The organism is Sphingorhabdus sp. (assembly GCF_029865925.1).
In the GTDB taxonomy this organism is placed as follows: domain Bacteria; phylum Pseudomonadota; class Alphaproteobacteria; order Sphingomonadales; family Sphingomonadaceae; genus Sphingorhabdus_B.
Genome location: NZ_JARXAI010000087.1, coordinates 21,165 through 36,778 on the forward strand (window position 1 = coordinate 21,165; position 15,614 = coordinate 36,778).

Sequence of the window (15,614 nt, forward strand, 5' to 3'; positions counted from 1 at the left end):
AATGTGATTCCGTTCGTCGCAGCCAAAGACGATGTGCCGTGCAGCGACGCGCGGACCTTCTAAGTAATATTGGCTGCGCAAGATGAAAAATCGCGACAAGCAAATATTTTTCGACCAAAATGAATATAATGCGTGGCACCCCTAATCCGATGCTCCTCTGGCGCTTGCAAGGTAGGATTTGCGGCGCCCGATCCGGCGGCGCCCGATCTGGCTGTCACATGGCCAACTGACCTGTGGTAGAAGGTAAAGCCATCAGCCATATGCGCGACGGCATAGTTCTTGGACGGTCCGTTACCGAATGGAGCTTGAATAGGTGGAGCAGCACGTTAATGACTTGGCGTATCTAGAATGCAGGGGCCAATATGACCGTAATCATCCGCAATGCAGATTTGATCGAGAGCGTCGCCGACGCGTTGCAATACATCAGTTACTTCCACCCCATGGATTATATCCGCGCGCTGGGTGACGCTTATGAGGCCGAGCAATCGCCAGCAGCCAAAGACGCCATCGCGCAGATTCTGACCAACAGCCGAATGTGTGCCGAGGGGCATCGGCCCCTTTGCCAAGATACTGGCATCGTCAATGTCTTCGTAGAATGGGGCATGGACTGCCGTTTGGAGAATACTTCCGCTTCATTACAGGACGTCATCGACGAAGGCGTCCGGCGGGCGTATTTGCACCCTGAGAATAAACTACGCGCCTCGGTGCTTGCTGACCCTGCCTTCACGCGCCGCAATACCAAAGACAACACGCCATGCGTTTTGCATGTTGATCTGGTGCCCGGATCCAAGGAGTCAGTCGATGTGGCGGCCAAAGGTGGCGGCAGCGAGAATAAGTCGAAGTTCAAGATGATGAACCCTTCGGACAACATCGTCGATTGGGTGGTCGAGATGCTGCCGCAAATGGGCGCTGGCTGGTGCCCGCCCGGCATGTTGGGGATTGGCATTGGCGGCACTGCCGAACATTGCGTGTTGCTGGCAAAACAAGCGTTGATGGAGCCCATCGATATGGGGCCATTGAAGGCGCGCGGGCCGAAAAATGACATTGAGGCCATGCGCATTGAGATTTTTGACAAGGTCAATGCGCTTGGCATTGGCGCGCAAGGACTTGGCGGGCTTTCGACCATCTTGGATGTGAGGATCATGGATGCGCCCTGCCATGCCGCGGGTAAGCCAGTGGCGATGATTCCCAACTGTGCCGCCACGCGCCACGCGCATTTCACACTTGATGGCACCGGCCCTGCCTATCTTGAGGCGCCGAAATTGGACGAATGGCCTAAGGTCGATTGGACGCCGGATGCTGCCGCCATTCGGGTTGACCTTGATACGCTGTCGCCGGACGTTGTTGCCGGTTGGAAACAAGGCGACCGCCTATTGCTCAACGGCAAGATGCTAACCGGACGCGACGCAGCGCACAAACGGATCGCTGATATGCTGGTTAAGGGTGAGGAACTGCCCGTCAGCTTCAAAGGTCGGATGATCTATTATGTCGGACCCGTCGATCCGGTGGGTGAGGAAATCGTAGGGCCAGCGGGGCCAACAACCGCCACGCGCATGGACAAGTTCATGGACATGATGCTTGAGCAAGGCCTGCTCGCATGCGTCGGTAAGGCCGAGCGCGGCCCGGCAGCAACCCAAGCTATTGCCAAGCACAAAAGCGCGTATCTCATGGCAGTTGGTGGTGCAGCCTATCTCGTGGCACGTGCGATCAAAGGCAGTAAAGTGGTTGGCTTTGCCGACTTGGGCATGGAAGCGATTTACGAATTTGAAGTGCAGGACTTCCCGGTGACAGTCGCGGTCGATAGCGACGGCAACAACGTCCACCAATTGGCACCGGCCTATTGGCAAAAGCGGATCAAGGATGAAGGATTGTTAGAAGGGACCTAGAGGCTAAGCGTCTTAAGCGTCGCTGGTTGACATTGGTCTCTGCTGCGCCTGTTATCGCTAGGCATGCCAAAGGATACACCACAGCGCCAAAGTTTCCTATCCCGCCTTGGCCCCTGCCTTTGCTAGCGCTGATGGTTGGGCTTTTGCTGATTGCCAACATCGTTAATTTGGGTGCTGACCTGGCGGCCATGGGCGCGGCGGTTGGTTTGCTGATTGGCGGCCCCTTATGGCTTTACACGCTGTTGTTCGGCGCCTTCTGCGTAATCGTTGAGGCTTGGCTGTCTTATGAGCGATATGCGTCGGTTCTTAAGTGGGCGACTTTATCGCTTTTTGCCTATGTTGCTGTTGTGATTGTGGCGCATGTCCCTTGGGGAGAAGCACTTACCTCGCTGGTGGTTCCGCGGATCGAGTATACGGGTGCTTACGCAACCGCTGTCGTCGCGATCTTGGGCACAACCATCAGCCCTTATCTGTTTTTCTGGCAGGTCAGTCTGGAGATTGAGGAGCAGAAAAGGCATAAGGCCGAACCATTGTGCATCACGCCAAAGGATGCAGGGCCGGAGCTGAAACGCATTCGAATCGATACGCTAACGGGTATGGCATTCAGTTCGATTGTCTCGCTGGCAATCGTCTTTGCTACCGCCGCGACGTTGCATGCCAATGGCGTGCGTGACATTTAAACGTCGGCGCAGGCAGCGGAAGCATTGCGCCCAATTGCCGGCAATTTTACCTTTGCGCTGTTTGCTCTGGGTATCATCGGCACTGGCTTGCTTGCTGTCCCAGTGCTTGCCGGATCAGCGGCTTACGCGGTGACCGAAATGTTTGGAATAGCGTCGAGCCTTGATGCAAAGCCGAGGAAGGCGCGATTGTTTTACGGAACGATCGCCGTGACGACGATGCTTGGCGTATCCTTGCAATAGGTAGGCATCGACCCCGCTCGCTCGCTTTACTGGGCTGCGGTTGTCAACGGCGTCCTTGCCGTCATGATGATGCTTATTGTCCGCAATCCGCGCGCGATGGGGCGCCTCACATTAGGACCGCGCGCGACGATTACCGGGTGGTTTGCAACCCTCGTGATGGCGGGCGCAACGATCATATTTTTCGCCACGCTGTAAGTTTGCAAACACCTAGTTTTTAGGCGGTGCAGGCGATTTCTTGCTTGGCTTCTTGGCCCCGGGCAACGAATCCATAAACTCTAGATCCGCAAGATTGATATCCGCATTGCACCTTTTGCCCCTCAGGACATCAATCTTTGCCTGCCGCCTCTTCAGATAATATTCGCGCATCGCGGCATAAGGGTTCCCGCTTTGCTGAATGCGCGTCAGGATTTCGTCGTTCTCAACGCGGTCGTCGATGGAAGAGAGCACACCCTTGCTTGCTGATACCAATGGATTTGTAAAAGGCTTGCCTACGGCTGCCGGAAGCACCGAGAGATCAGCAATACGCCCGAATACGTCCCGAAGGCTAGTGGACCCTATTAAAGGCAGGAATAGATATGGCCCAGGACCGACGCCATAATAGCCCAGAGTATCTGCCAGGCCGTTGGACCAGCGCGGGAGTTTGAAAGGCTTCTTCTCGGCAACGTCAAACAGTCCCGCAGCGCCGATGGTCGAGTTGATGGCAAAGCGTCCCACAGTCTCCACTGCCCTGCCGATTTTGAACTGCAATAGGAAGTTTAAGAACACGACAGGTTCGTCGAGATTGTTCAACGTGTTGTGTATCCCGTCACGGAGCGGTTCAGGCAAGCCTTTCTGATACCCATAAGCGATAGGCGCGACAACAGCTCCATCGACCGCTTGCACCGCTACAAATGACACCTCATTCACGATTGCAATCGGATCGCCACGTGGCGGACCCTGCCTTGCGGTAACGACAATAGTGTTACGGTCGATGGCCGCCGTCGCTGCGATATCAATTGCCGCCGTCGGCTTGGTGGGCGCAACGACTGTCTCGCTTGGCGTTGCCGCAGTTAGTTGCGCTTCGGTCGTTGTTGAGGGAGTTGTATTGGCGATAGCTCCCGAGCCAGTTATCGCAGTATCAACGGCGATATTAAGGCTGGGGTCCTCAAGAGGTAGTTGAGTTGGCACGCTGACGGCTGATGCGACGCTTACCACTTCCACGGCGCTGCCTAAATCGCGCACTGGAGGACACTGCGGCGAACCGGAAAGTATCGCAATAGCCACAATATTGGTAATGCTCAACTGCGGCCCCTCCCAATGATATCCGAAGAGCGAAGGCCTCTCCAAAGATAAGCCGTCGTCTCAAAACCGCTACGAACGGCCTACAATATGCGGGTTACTTCGAATTAAAAGAACAATTTCTGTATGGCCTCGCGCGTCGTTTCCGATTGCAACACCATTTTGTAATTTAACGAGCATGGCGTCTGTGCGAACGCAAACCGTCTTGCACTGGGCTATTGCGCAGGCCCTTGCCCTTGCTGAGCCTGCATCTGCGCATCAATCTGCTGCTGGATTTCAGGAGGCAGGCCTTGTGGTGCGCCACCACCTTGTCCACCGACAGCCGCGCCTTGCTGCTTCTGCATCTCCTGCATCTGCTTTTGCATGGCCTCGATTTCGGCGCGAGATTTGAACTCAAGCAGTTCGACATCGAAGGTCAGCTCGCTACCACCGGGAATCGCGATCTGTCCCGTCTGTGGGTTGCGCTGGTCTTCGGGGCCGTACCCAAGCTTGGCTGGGATCCAGAGGCGATATTTGCCGCCGCGCTGCATGATTTTCAGGCCTTCGGAAAAGCCAGGAACCACACCGGTGACGGGAAAGCCGGCTTGCGGGTTCTGGTCGAAGACGGTGCCGTCTTTCAACATGCCCTTGTAGCTTACTAAAACAACGTCATTGTCGTTAGGCGTTGGGCCTTCACCGGTTTTAATGATCTTATAACGCAGGCCTGATGGCGTCGTTACGACGTCGCCGAATTCCTGCCGTACGTCGCTGGTCCCCCAATACGCAAGGCCACCACCGGCGGCGAGAACCAATGCAATCGCGGCCCAATATTTGGTGAGGGAGCCTTTTTTGATCGGCTGGATCGGAACGGCAGTGACGGTCATACAAAATTCCTGTTAGATAAGTAGCGTGCTGACTAGCAGAAAGCAGCAAGGATTCTAGATACAAAAAAAGCGCCGGTAAAAGGCGCCTTCCTTGTAACAAGTCGCAGAAGCTTATTTCGCTCCGTCACGTTCCTGTTGCTTGCGCTCCATCTTGCGGGCACGCCGCACGGCAGCGGCCTTTTCACGCGCGCGCTTTTCCGATGGCTTTTCAAAATGACGACGCAGTTTCATTTCGCGATAGACGCCTTCCCGCTGCAACTTCTTCTTGAGTGCGCGTAGGGCTTGATCAACATTATTGTCGCGAACCATGATTTGCATAAAAAACTCAACTCCGCATCGAATCGGCAAAATGGCTTAAAACGGCCACTTTGAAAGGCTAAAAATGAAAATCGCCGCTTTCACAGGCGGCGTGTTGCTGAGTCCCCTAAATAGGTCGGTCCTAAATATCAAGCGGAAACGGCGCTTTTATGGGCGCCGTTGCGGTTTATCGGCTCGTCTTGCTATCGCCTAACACTTGCCCTCGCGCAATGTTCGTTTCATAATGCAACGCAACGAATGAGTAGGAGAGAGCGGATGGCCACCCAATTAAAGTCAAACAGCAAATATAGCGAAGCGGAATGGACAACGCGGCAGGAGCTTGCTGCCTGTTACCGGATATTTTCGATGTTTGGTTGGGATGAGCTGGTTTTTAACCATATTACGGTCAAGGTACCTGACGAAGATGGTGCGTTTTTGATTAATCCCTATGGCATGCATTTCGGTGAGATAACCGCATCGAGCCTTATCAAAATCGACATTGATGGTAACAAGATTGACACGGATAACCCATGGCACGTGAACAAGGCGGGCTTTGTTCAGCATAGCCTATTCCACCGGACTTTGCCCGACGCGCATGCGATCATCCACACCCATACCACCGCGACTGTGGCTGTGTGCAGCCTTGAAGGCGGATTGCAGCCCGTGAATTTCTACGCCTGCAACTTCATGGGGCAATTGGCTTATCATGATTTTGAAGGCGTTACAGTGCGTGAGGAAGAAGGGGTGCGCCTTGTTGAAAATCTGGGCGACAAGCGGATATTGATGCTGCGCAACCATGGCCCTGTCGTCATGGGCAAGACGCTGCCTGATGCATTTATAAAATATTGGGCGCTGCAAAGGGCTTGCGAGCATCAGATGGCGACCCTGCAAATGGGCAAACCGATAACGGTGTCGCCTGAAGTTATCGCCGTGCACCAGCGCGATTTGTACATGGCCTCACCTCCAGGTGGGTCGGGGCGCGTTGAATTTGACGCTATGGTCCGCAAGGCTGACCAGATCGACAAAAGCTGGCGGGATTAATTCTGGCCTGAAACATTACCTGTTCGCAGGGAACTTTGGCGATAACGACATTCCCCTCCCGCTTGCGGGAGAGGTTAGGGGCGGGTAACGGCAGACCATGACCAAATTCACCGTCAACGACCGTCCCGTTCAGTACAAAATGGACCCGCAAACGCCCTTGTTATGGGCGTTGCGTGATGCGTCTAACCTGACGGGCACCAAATATGGCTGCGGTACCGGCGATTGCGGTGCGTGTATGGTCGAAATCGACGGAGAAGCGATCCGCTCTTGCCTTGTAACTATAGCCGAGGCTGAAGGGCGCTTCGTCACCACGATTGAGGGCCTCAGCCGCGACCGAAGCCACCCTTTGCAACAGGCGTTTGTCGCAAGCAACGTCCCGCAATGCGGCTTCTGCATTCCTGGCGTCATCATGGCTGCATCGGTGCTGCTGAAGAAAAGCACCAACCCGACCGATGCCGAGATTGATGCAGCGATCACCAATTTATGCCGATGCGGCATTTACCCGCGTTTGCGCGATGCGATTAAACGCGCTGGCCGCGTGATGCGCGGCGAAGAGCGCATCGCTGCTGCGCCGCCGCCGGGCATAACACCGGAAGACGCGGCACGCGCTGTGCCGGCTTTAAAGGTGACGGAGTAAGGGATTAGCCCTGCAGCTCAATATCCCAATACAACCAGTCGTGCCATGTTTCATGCAGATGGTTTGGCGGGAATGCGCGGCCACGGTCCTGCAATTGCCAGCTTGTTGGCCGGATTGCTGCCATGTTCAATTGCATATGCGCTTGCTTCGGCGTGCGGCCACCTTTTTTGAGGTTGCAATGCAAGCACGCCGTCGTCACATTTTCCCAACTGGTGATGCCGCCCAAGCGGCGCGGAACGATATGATCGAAAGTCAGATTGTCACCCGATCCGCAATATTGGCATTCAAACTTGTCACGCAGGAATAGGTTGAAGCGGGTAAATGCTGGATATTCCGAAGGCTTCACATATTGGCGCAGCGCAATGACGGACGGAATTTTCATGTCCAGACTTGGGCTATGCACATGCCGGTCGTAATTGGAAACGATGTCCACCTTGTCGAGGAAAACCGCCTTGATTGCAGCCTGCCAGGGCCATAGGCTCAGCGGATAATAGCTTAATGGAGTATAATCGGCATTTAGCACCAGCGCAGGGCAATTCTCCGGGTGCCTTGCCCGGCCAGCTGCCTCGAAAGTTCCAGTGTGCAACATAAGGCGAACCCTACTCCCCTTTTGACATACATGCTTTAAGCGTATCTGCGTTACAGCATTCTGACACTCGCCTAACTATTTGTACATATTGTTACGTCAAGCAGTTAAATATACCGAATGTAGTATAATTGGGGATAATTTTTTGGCGTCGCGGGACTTTGTAAATCAACATTTGCCTCACATCACCGCTCCGAATTGCAGGGTAGTGACGAGATTTGCCCCGAGCCCCAATGGCCAGCTACATCTGGGGCACGCCTTTTCTGCACTTTGTGCGCATGATTTTGCGAGGACTTTTGGCGGTGCGTTCAATCTGCGCCTTGAGGATATTGACGGAACGCGCAGTAGGCCGGAGCATATTGAAACTATCATCTCGGATATGGATTGGCTTGGGCTCGCGCCTGATGAGGACGTGCAGTTCCAATCTCAGAACATTGCGCGTTACGCGGCAGCACGCGAGCATTTAGCTTCGGTTGGTTTATTGTATCGCTGCGGCTGTACGCGAAGCGATATCGCCGAAGCATTAAAGCACAAAGCGGTGCCGCATGGCCCAGATGGCCCGCATTACCCAGGAACCTGTCGTACGCATCCTTTTGAAGGCAACGCTCCATTTTCATGGCGATTGGATATGGTAAAGGCGTGCGCTTTGGCGGGGTCCCTAACATGGACGGATTTGGCGGCGGGGCAACAATATGCCGACCCCATGGCTTTTGGCGATGTGGTATTGTGGCGGAAGGATGCGCCGGCATCCTATCATCTTGCCGCAACTGTAGATGACGCTGCCAGCGGCATTACGCACGTGGTCCGCGGCAAAGATCTGTTTGCCTATACCGCCGTCCATCGGCTGCTTCAGCATCTTCTTGATCTGCCGGAGCCAGTGTATTGGCACCATCCGCTGCTGCTTGATAGCAACGGGGAGAAGCTGGCAAAGAGCAAGTCATCGCCTGCCTTGTCTGTAAGGCGCTGGGCAGGTGAAAACGGCCCCGAACTTATTGATAATTTGCGTCAAGGAACGCTTATGCTTGGAATTTCCTTATCTGATGCCTAGATAGGCTCAGCGGGGTATTGGCCCCGGACAAGGATTTCTCTTGATGACTATATTGTTGGTTCTCCTCATCATTGGCGCTGCGGGCGCCGTGGCTTTCGCGCTTATCCGCGGGCTGCACGCTTTTGCGAACTTGCGTCCGGCGGACGTGGACGAAACCGGTCTGCCTACGTCACTCACGGTGCAGAATAAGATGATGTTTGCGCGCGTGAAGTGGCAGGCGATCACCATTGCACTGATCGCCATATTGGTGCTCGTTGCCGGATCGCAGTAAGTCCGTCTTATGGTCAAGCTGAACAAGATTTACACACGGACCGGAGACGACGGAACCACCGGGCTAGTCGATGGCTCACGCGTTTCGAAAACCGCGTCGCGGTTGCATGCCATTGGCGAAGTTGATGAGACAAACTCTGCGCTTGGTGTAGCGATTCAGTCGCTCGCCGCCGATGAAGGTCATTCGCCCTTGGTAATCGAGCTACGCCGCATTCAAAACGACCTGTTTGACCTTGGCGCCGACATCGCGACGCCGGGGGAGAGTTTTGTGCCCTCGCCGATGGAATTGCGCATAGTTGCGTCACAGGTTGAATGGCTTGAGGCGGCGATTGATAATGCTAATGCGCAACTTCCGCCGCTCACCAGTTTCATCCTGCCGGGTGGCAGCGTGCCTGCCGCGTATATGCACATGGCGCGGGTGACTGCGCGACGTGCGGAACGCGCATTGGTCGCAGCATCGCTTGATGTGGCGATTAACCCGCAGGCGCTGAATTATCTCAACCGCTTATCGGATTATCTTTTTACACTATGCAGGTTGATTAACGCGTCGCGTGGCGGCGACATTCTTTGGGTGCCGGGCGCATCGCGTTGACGACAAACTTCAAGGGTCAGTTTTACGGTTCTTAAGTTCATGGTAGCCGCTGAGCTTCTGTCTCTTTATCGTTTGCGACCACACGGCCCGAGTGCGTCTAAAATGAATTTGTAATCAGCCTCGGCCCGCCCTGCAATCTCGCTACTTGCCGCTTCGATTCGGTCGGCGGGAAGAGCACGGGGCAACCCGCACGCGAGGCGATACCATAATAACGTAAAACGTTGCGGCGCGGTTGCCGAGGCGTCAATGACTTCAGCGGTCGATACCGCCCACTGTTTTTGCTGGCCGGGCCGACTGAGCACGGTCAGGGTCAAAGGCTGATCGGTATCCGTTTTGAGAAATATCTGTGTTTCGCCTTCGCCCAACATGGTTCCCACACTGTGAAAGGCGTTTGCAATTGACATAATCCGCCGCGGCGCACCCAATTGAACGGCTTCTTTCGTGATATCACGCACCAGCGCGTCGTTATTCAGGCTGAATAGGGCCAACGCGTTTGGGCGCGACAACTGGATCTCGCCTGGACGATTGACGACTTGTCGCCCGAACAGAAGCATGCGCCGCTTCTTTAGTTTCGGAATTTTCCCCTTCGCATCTTTTTGCATATCAAGAAGGAAACGCACGCGCGGGGTGGTGCCGCCATCGCCACGAATCAACGCCATGACGTCAGCATCGACGAGCACGCGCTGGAGCGTCGCAGGTACGCCGACGGCTTGCTCTGCAGAAATCTTTTTAACGTCACGCACCGTTACGTCGATGATCAGAGGGGATATTACCACCAAATCAGCAATGTCTGCGTAGCTTGCCTGTTCAGCCTCAATGCTGAATTCCGCTGGGGAGACAATCGAGTTTTGCGCTGATAGCGGGACGCCAAGTCCCAGAAAAATCAGAAACAAATTTATTCTAGCGTGTATTAATCGCATTAAACTTCCCTTTGTATGGCCGCCCTTTGACGGCAATTCTATGTTCATCATATTGTAGCATAAAACGTTCAGCACGTGAATTATAAGCGGAAAGCAGAATCTGGATTGCTTGGCACGATATCGTTGGCTAATGACCTATTGAATCGAGCAAAAAAAAGCGTTTTCGATGTCGCACGGGTAAATAAGGGGCATGTGAAGACATGTCGCTTTAATATAATGTTTTGTTTTGAAGGTAGGAGAGTTGTTTCCGCATGGCATATGCTGATCAAGATGGAATGGGCACGAACCGTTTGGTTTCTGTCGTCATTGTACTGCTTCTTCACGCCTTTCTGGGTTATGCCTTGGTGACGGGCCTCGCATATGATGCGGTCATTGCCATCAAGGAAAAGATGACTGTTGTAGACGTGAAAGAAGAAGAACCACCCGAAGAAGAAGAGCCACCGCCCGAGCCTGAAAAGCAGATCGAGCCACCCGTTGTCTCGCCTCCGCCGATGGTGGTAACGGTTACGCCGCCGCCAACTATTCGTACTGTCGACACGCCGCCACCTGCGGCGCCGATTGTCCCTACAGCGGCACCGCCAGCTCCTCCTCCGCCGCCAGCAGGTCCTACTGCTGAGGCGAAGCCGCGTGGTAATCCAGGTAACTGGGCGAATACGAATGATTATCCATCACGCGCTTTGCAGCAGGAGCGTGAAGGAACATCTGGTTTCCGGGTTACGATCGGCACAGATGGCAAGGTTATAGATTGTACGATTACCCAATCGAGTGGTCACGCCGATCTCGACGCCGCAACCTGCACTAACGTGAAACGCCGTGCGCGCTTTACTCCGGCTGTACGCAATGGTGCGCCCGTTCAAGGCTCCTATTCGAACCGTGTGCGGTGGCAGATACCGAAATAATTTTGTGGCCCGGCACGAGTGGAAGCCTTCGCACCGGGTTGTTTTTGCTAGTAAGTAGTGTTTTTTGAGAGGTAGTTAAAATGTCGATTTTGTTTTTGACCGCGGCTGGTGCCGCACCTGAGGCCGCCGCGCAGTTCGGCCTCATTCCTGCACTTAAAGAAGGCGGCCCGATCTCCATCGCGATTTTCTCGGTGATGGTCATCATGTCGGTTTTCTCATTCTACATCATGTTCACGAAGTTGTTTGAACAGCACAAGGTGTTGAACCAGTATAAGCAGCTGCGTGCCCAATTCTGGCGGGCAGCTTCGCTTGAAGAAGGCGCTGCGAAGCTCGACAAGAACAGCGCATATCGGCAAGTTGTCGACGACGGCATCGCGGCACAAAAGCAGCATGGCCTTTTGACTGACCCAGTTGAAGCACATGACTGGATCCACAACGCGCTGGAGCGTTCGAAAGATGCCATCAACAGCAAGTTGTCGACTGGCCTTCCCTTCCTCGCAACGGTGGGAGCAACTGCTCCGTTCGTCGGTCTGCTTGGTACGGTTATCGGGATCTACTCGGCGCTGATCAAAATCGGTATCGCCGGTCAAGCGGACATCGGTAAAATCGCTGGCCCGGTTGGTGAAGCGCTTATCATGACCGCAATTGGCCTGTTCGTGGCTGTTCCTGCCGTCCTTGCCTACAACTGGCTTCAGGCCCGTAACAAGACAATCGCTAGCAGCCTGGCTGTTTTCTCGAATGAGCTTGTTGGTTTCATGTCATCGGGTGGTCGCTTGAAGCCTGCAGTTACTGCAGCCGCTGCAGGTAAGCCAGCTCCGGCAGCCCTTAAGAAGTAAGATTGGGTGAGGGCTGCGTTTGCGCGCAGCCCATCCGCCAGCATGACGCTGGCGCTCGATTTTGACCCATTTTATTTAGAGAGGATTGGCTAATGGCAATCAGTTCAGGAGGCGGCGGCGTCGGTTTTACGCCAATGTCTGACATTAACACGACGCCGCTTGTCGACGTCATGCTGGTGCTCCTCATAGTGTTCCTCATTGCAATTCCAGTTTCGATCCAATCAGTGAAAATGGATATTCCGGTTATCAAGTTTGAGCCAACCAAGGCTAAGCGTGAAAACGTTTTGTTGTCGGTGACTACAACTGATGCTGCTGGACGTGACCCAGGTGACCCCGCATATGGGGGCGCAAGCCGGTATGGTCAGTGCCGTATTTACTGGAATATCACGCCGGTCGATTCGACCGAACTGGTGGATCGCGCTGCAAAGCATTTGAAGGCTGAGTTTGAAAAGCTGGGTGGCCCAGAAGCTGCCGCTGCCGGACTGATTGAGCCCGACATGCTACCAGAGGCGCATATTCGTGGTGACATCAACACGCCCTATCGTTGTATAGGTGGTTCAATTTACACCATGCAGATGGCTGGCTTTGCTCGCGTTGGCTTCATTTCGTCGCCATTCGAAAACGCGAATGTCCAGTAAGCAATTTAAGGAACAAACATCATGGCAATGAGTGGCGGTAAAGATGATGGCCAGCCGATGATGGAAATGAACACGACGCCGTTGATCGACGTCATGCTCGTTCTCCTCATCATGCTGATGATCACCATCCCCCCGGTTTCGCACGCCGTTAACATCGACCTTCCGGTTAATGATCCTAACGCACCTCCACCAGAGGTCCCGATTGATCCTGTTATCAACAAGATCATCATCCTGCCGGATAGCACTATTCAATGGAACGGTACGCCGATTACATTGCAGCAGATGGAGCAATATCTGGTGCGTACAAAGTCAATGAGCCCGGAGCCGGAGCTTCAGTTCCAGCCAGCGCCAACGGCGCCTTATGACACCGTTGATAAAGCATTGGTTTCGGTGAAGCGGAGCGGCATTTCAAGGTTTGGATTTGTCGGCAACGAACAGTATCGCGTCTTCGGCAAGGCTGCGCGTGAGGGTCGTTAGTCTCTAACGCTTCAAACTTATCAAAAAAAGGCGGCGCAGCAATGCGCCGCCTTTTTTGTATGAGTTAAACTGCCGTAGGGCCGAACCCCTCCCTGAGTGGCTGATATACTGCTACTGGTTTTTGAAATGCCAATTGTGGTTACCAAGTCTACGGGAAGGTTACGAGACGCCAATGAATGCCTGACTGTGGATATCCCCGAATGCTATTTCTCGTGTGTTAAGCGCGTCATCAATATGGCCGCGCGTTTGGCTTGCCGTTTGATGCTCGCAAGGTCTAACGTTTCGCCTGGCGCATGATCGCCCGTGCTGAATGCGCCGAGACCTACGAGGCCGTCAACATCGTTGGCCACGAAGCTGATGTCCCCTGCACCCCGCTTTAACGGATCAAGCGGCACTTGTTCAGCAAGGCCCAGATCGCGGTTCACTATATTCAGACGCGCCAGCAAGGCTTTGTTACCATCAGTGGGTGCCATCGCGGGGTAGCCGCCTTGGTCAAATGTGATTTTAGCGCTGGTCTTGGGCGCAGACGTTGCAACAATAGCGAGCATTTTTTCGCGGACACGGGTGCTTTGATCTTCGGATAATGTTCTAAAATCGCCGCGCGCAAGGGCAATGCCGGGAATGATATTCGTCTTGCCCTTTGCGCTGATGCGCACGCCGTCAGCATCCAAGCTTGCCTCTTGTCCAGCGGCCATTAAGCCAACGTTAAACGTCAGGTTTGGTTCGGGCAATTCGGTGCGGAAGCGATAGAGAATACGGGCTAATTCAAACGCCGCGCCATCGCCGTAAGTGCTATCGAATATCAACGAGCTATGTCCAGTGACGCCCGAAACCTCCAATTTCCAGCTGTTCGATGACCGGCGGGAAATGACTCCCATATCCTTGCCGTTCTCAATTGATAGCCCTTCGAAATCCAGTGCGACATCGGCAGTCTTGCCAGCAGCAATCAATGGTGCACGGGTAACTTGAATTGGGTCGCCTGAATCTTCTTCATCGCCTGTCATATGGATTTCGATCGCAGCGTCTTTCAACGTGCCAGCCGCCTTCATGGCGCGAAGGGCCGACACAATGACGACCATGCCACCCTTGTCATCACCTGCGCCTGGGCCCACTGCTTCATCACCATTGCGGACGAATGCCTGGAATGGGCTGTCTGCTTCAAACACAGTATCGAGATGGGCAATCATAAGCAATTTCTTCACGCCCTTCTTGCCGGGCTTGGTCGCGATCAGGTGACCAGCGCGTCCTGCCTCGGCCATGTCTACCCATTCGACCCTGAAACCCAAAGGTTCCAATTCGGCACGCATCATGTCGCCGACCGTCTTCACGCCAGCAAAATTCATCGTGCCCGAATTCTGGTTTACCAGCCGCTCCAACAACGCAACCGACCGCTCATATTCGGCGTCTATGGTCGCGACGATTTTCGTCTCGGGTGTAGATAATTGCGCATGTGCCGCTGGCGAAAGTGCAGCAAGAACGAGGCTGCTGCATAGTAACATGGCGGGAAAATTCATAGCATACTCTCGACTCAGACACCAAAGATGTGCCGCGCTTTGTCCCGCGACGCAAGGGCGTTGATAGGGTGCCTTAAGCGCGCTGCTTATCTGACAAGATATGTTCTAGAATGAAATGCGGCACTGTCAGTGTGGATATCAAGACAAAGGCTGACCGGATGACGCCCATGTCCGCAGGAATGTCGCCCTGATACAGGAATATCAACACGCCTAATCCAAGTGACAGGGCCGATACCGCAGCAATGATTGCCGCCTTCTTCATAAAGGAAAGGGTGCCAGTTTCACGCAACGCATCGGCCATATGGCGCGGGGAGTGAAGCCCGCAGAAGAATACCGCAAATGCTATCAGTGGTGGCAGCAACAATGCCGCTGCGATGCAGGCAAGTACCTCAAGCGCGCTTTGCTTGTCATTATGGCTGAACGCCCAATATGCGAAGACCAAGCTCCCCAATGCCGCCGGGACCGAAGCTGCGCCAAGTAGGGCAGCTATTATCCCGCCATTTTGGTTGCCAGTAAGCGCTGCAAATATCGTGGCAACATCGCCAGGGCTTGCGAGGGCGGGCAGTGCGACCAAAGCCCACCCGACCATCATAGCCAAAAATGGATCGACCCCGCCGCGCCAATCACGGCTGAAATGGACGATTGAGATGATAAGGAAGGAGATGAGCGCAAGTTCAGGAATTAGCTCCCACAAGAGCACCATAGCCGCCGCGCAGCCAAGATAGCTGGCAATGATCATAGCCTTGCCAGCGATACCCTTTTGCCCAAAGTGGGCGGCCGCGATTTCAACGTCGAGCGTTCCGTGCGGTATTCCTGCAAGTACGATTGCTACAGCAGCCAGCATATTGGCATGCGTACTGTTCATGCCGCCCCAAAAGCGATCAATAATAATCAGCAGCAGTGCAGCTGCCG

At 54.2% G+C, this 15,614-nt stretch carries 18 protein-coding genes and 1 pseudogene; 12 read left to right on the forward strand and 7 right to left on the reverse strand.

Annotated features, from left to right (window positions below):
• Positions 1-362: 362 nt before the first annotated feature.
• The 3 genes and pseudogenes from QE270_RS09020 (at position 363) to QE270_RS09030 (ending at position 3,001) form a co-directional block, all read left to right on the forward strand.
• The gene (locus QE270_RS09020) at positions 363-1,886 is read left to right on the forward strand and encodes a fumarate hydratase (RefSeq protein WP_300038346.1); all 1,524 of its coding nucleotides are present in this window, start codon (positions 363-365) and stop codon (positions 1,884-1,886) included.
• 119 nt (positions 1,887-2,005) lie between these two features.
• Positions 2,006-2,806, forward strand: a pseudogene (locus QE270_RS09025) (divalent metal cation transporter).
• A 63-nt stretch (positions 2,807-2,869) separates the two neighbouring features.
• On the forward strand, positions 2,870-3,001 hold the full coding sequence (locus tag QE270_RS09030; RefSeq protein WP_300038349.1) for a hypothetical protein: 132 nt from the start codon (positions 2,870-2,872) through the stop codon (positions 2,999-3,001).
• 12 nt (positions 3,002-3,013) lie between these two features.
• Here the strand turns inward: QE270_RS09030 and QE270_RS09035 are convergent, their stop codons facing one another.
• From QE270_RS09035 to rpsU, 3 genes are all read right to left on the reverse strand, one after another.
• Positions 3,014-4,087 carry a VacJ family lipoprotein gene (locus tag QE270_RS09035; RefSeq protein ID WP_300038351.1) on the reverse strand — a complete coding sequence of 358 codons (1,074 nt, stop codon included), beginning with the start codon at positions 4,085-4,087 and terminating at the stop codon, positions 3,014-3,016.
• A 212-nt stretch (positions 4,088-4,299) separates the two neighbouring features.
• Positions 4,300-4,947 (reverse strand): FKBP-type peptidyl-prolyl cis-trans isomerase, encoded by a 648-nt coding sequence (locus QE270_RS09040; protein WP_366142260.1) that lies wholly within the window; start codon positions 4,945-4,947, stop codon positions 4,300-4,302.
• A 111-nt stretch (positions 4,948-5,058) separates the two neighbouring features.
• Entirely contained in the window at positions 5,059-5,265 is a 207-nt protein-coding gene (gene rpsU / locus QE270_RS09045; protein WP_125231027.1) for a 30S ribosomal protein S21, read from the reverse strand.
• Between the two features lie 255 nt (positions 5,266-5,520).
• Here rpsU and QE270_RS09050 point away from each other — a divergent pair, with 255 nt between their 5' ends.
• Together QE270_RS09050 and QE270_RS09055 are read left to right on the forward strand one after the other, a co-directional pair.
• On the forward strand, positions 5,521-6,285 hold the full coding sequence (locus tag QE270_RS09050) for a class II aldolase/adducin family protein (protein WP_300038356.1): 765 nt from the start codon (positions 5,521-5,523) through the stop codon (positions 6,283-6,285).
• A 97-nt stretch (positions 6,286-6,382) separates the two neighbouring features.
• Entirely contained in the window at positions 6,383-6,922 is a 540-nt protein-coding gene (locus QE270_RS09055; protein WP_300038359.1) for a (2Fe-2S)-binding protein, read from the forward strand.
• Positions 6,923-6,926: 4 nt separating this feature from the next.
• Here the strand turns inward: QE270_RS09055 and QE270_RS09060 are convergent, their stop codons facing one another.
• Positions 6,927-7,511 (reverse strand): HNH endonuclease, encoded by a 585-nt coding sequence (locus tag QE270_RS09060; protein WP_300038362.1) that lies wholly within the window; start codon positions 7,509-7,511, stop codon positions 6,927-6,929.
• A 205-nt stretch (positions 7,512-7,716) separates the two neighbouring features.
• On the opposite strand from QE270_RS09060, the gene gluQRS reads away from it, so the two are divergent.
• From gluQRS to QE270_RS09075, 3 genes are read left to right on the forward strand one after another with little or no spacing between them, the layout of a single operon-like run.
• A complete protein-coding gene (gluQRS, locus tag QE270_RS09065) occupies positions 7,717-8,556 on the forward strand; it encodes a tRNA glutamyl-Q(34) synthetase GluQRS (protein ID WP_300038365.1) in 840 nt (279 codons plus the stop codon).
• A 43-nt stretch (positions 8,557-8,599) separates the two neighbouring features.
• Complete coding sequence (locus tag QE270_RS09070) at positions 8,600-8,827, forward strand: HIG1 domain-containing protein (protein WP_300038368.1); 228 nt, start codon at positions 8,600-8,602, stop codon at positions 8,825-8,827.
• A gap of 9 nt (positions 8,828-8,836) precedes the next feature.
• Positions 8,837-9,418 carry a cob(I)yrinic acid a,c-diamide adenosyltransferase gene (locus QE270_RS09075; RefSeq protein ID WP_300038371.1) on the forward strand — a complete coding sequence of 194 codons (582 nt, stop codon included), beginning with the start codon at positions 8,837-8,839 and terminating at the stop codon, positions 9,416-9,418.
• A gap of 65 nt (positions 9,419-9,483) precedes the next feature.
• Here the strand turns inward: QE270_RS09075 and QE270_RS09080 are convergent, their stop codons facing one another.
• A complete protein-coding gene (locus QE270_RS09080; RefSeq protein ID WP_300038374.1) occupies positions 9,484-10,311 on the reverse strand; it encodes a hypothetical protein in 828 nt (275 codons plus the stop codon).
• A 278-nt stretch (positions 10,312-10,589) separates the two neighbouring features.
• On the opposite strand from QE270_RS09080, the gene QE270_RS09085 reads away from it, so the two are divergent.
• The 4 genes from QE270_RS09085 (at position 10,590) to QE270_RS09100 (ending at position 13,188) form a co-directional block, all read left to right on the forward strand.
• Positions 10,590-11,237 carry an energy transducer TonB gene (locus tag QE270_RS09085; RefSeq protein ID WP_300038377.1) on the forward strand — a complete coding sequence of 216 codons (648 nt, stop codon included), beginning with the start codon at positions 10,590-10,592 and terminating at the stop codon, positions 11,235-11,237.
• Positions 11,238-11,317: 80 nt separating this feature from the next.
• Positions 11,318-12,073, forward strand: a complete 756-nt coding sequence (locus tag QE270_RS09090; RefSeq protein ID WP_300038381.1) for a MotA/TolQ/ExbB proton channel family protein — start codon at positions 11,318-11,320, stop codon at positions 12,071-12,073.
• A gap of 92 nt (positions 12,074-12,165) precedes the next feature.
• Positions 12,166-12,711, forward strand: a complete 546-nt coding sequence (locus QE270_RS09095; RefSeq protein WP_300038384.1) for a biopolymer transporter ExbD — start codon at positions 12,166-12,168, stop codon at positions 12,709-12,711.
• 21 nt (positions 12,712-12,732) lie between these two features.
• Positions 12,733-13,188, forward strand: a complete 456-nt coding sequence (locus QE270_RS09100) for a biopolymer transporter ExbD (RefSeq protein WP_300038387.1) — start codon at positions 12,733-12,735, stop codon at positions 13,186-13,188.
• A 203-nt stretch (positions 13,189-13,391) separates the two neighbouring features.
• On the opposite strand, the gene QE270_RS09105 is transcribed toward QE270_RS09100, so the two are convergent.
• A complete protein-coding gene (locus QE270_RS09105; protein ID WP_300038390.1) occupies positions 13,392-14,702 on the reverse strand; it encodes a M20/M25/M40 family metallo-hydrolase in 1,311 nt (436 codons plus the stop codon).
• A 73-nt stretch (positions 14,703-14,775) separates the two neighbouring features.
• Positions 14,776-15,614: Brp/Blh family beta-carotene 15,15'-dioxygenase (locus tag QE270_RS09110; RefSeq protein WP_300038393.1), on the reverse strand; the 839-nt coding region annotated here is incomplete at its 5' end.

What these genes read in the sequence shown, in the direction of transcription:
- QE270_RS09020 (WP_300038346.1), top strand. Translation starts at nt 363, where the DNA reads ATGACCGTAATCATCCGCAATGCAGATTTGATCGAGAGCGTCGCCGAC.
- QE270_RS09030 (WP_300038349.1), top strand. Translation starts at nt 2,870, where the DNA reads ATGATGATGCTTATTGTCCGCAATCCGCGCGCGATGGGGCGCCTCACA.
- QE270_RS09040 (WP_366142260.1), bottom strand. Translation starts at nt 4,947, where the DNA reads ATGACCGTCACTGCCGTTCCGATCCAGCCGATCAAAAAAGGCTCCCTC.
- rpsU (WP_125231027.1), bottom strand. Translation starts at nt 5,265, where the DNA reads ATGCAAATCATGGTTCGCGACAATAATGTTGATCAAGCCCTACGCGCA.
- QE270_RS09050 (WP_300038356.1), top strand. Translation starts at nt 5,521, where the DNA reads ATGGCCACCCAATTAAAGTCAAACAGCAAATATAGCGAAGCGGAATGG.
- QE270_RS09055 (WP_300038359.1), top strand. Translation starts at nt 6,383, where the DNA reads ATGACCAAATTCACCGTCAACGACCGTCCCGTTCAGTACAAAATGGAC.
- QE270_RS09060 (WP_300038362.1), bottom strand. Translation starts at nt 7,511, where the DNA reads ATGTTGCACACTGGAACTTTCGAGGCAGCTGGCCGGGCAAGGCACCCG.
- QE270_RS09070 (WP_300038368.1), top strand. Translation starts at nt 8,600, where the DNA reads ATGACTATATTGTTGGTTCTCCTCATCATTGGCGCTGCGGGCGCCGTG.
- QE270_RS09075 (WP_300038371.1), top strand. Translation starts at nt 8,837, where the DNA reads ATGGTCAAGCTGAACAAGATTTACACACGGACCGGAGACGACGGAACC.
- QE270_RS09085 (WP_300038377.1), top strand. Translation starts at nt 10,590, where the DNA reads ATGGCATATGCTGATCAAGATGGAATGGGCACGAACCGTTTGGTTTCT.
- QE270_RS09090 (WP_300038381.1), top strand. Translation starts at nt 11,318, where the DNA reads ATGTCGATTTTGTTTTTGACCGCGGCTGGTGCCGCACCTGAGGCCGCC.
- QE270_RS09095 (WP_300038384.1), top strand. Translation starts at nt 12,166, where the DNA reads ATGGCAATCAGTTCAGGAGGCGGCGGCGTCGGTTTTACGCCAATGTCT.
- QE270_RS09100 (WP_300038387.1), top strand. Translation starts at nt 12,733, where the DNA reads ATGGCAATGAGTGGCGGTAAAGATGATGGCCAGCCGATGATGGAAATG.
- QE270_RS09105 (WP_300038390.1), bottom strand. Translation starts at nt 14,702, where the DNA reads ATGAATTTTCCCGCCATGTTACTATGCAGCAGCCTCGTTCTTGCTGCA.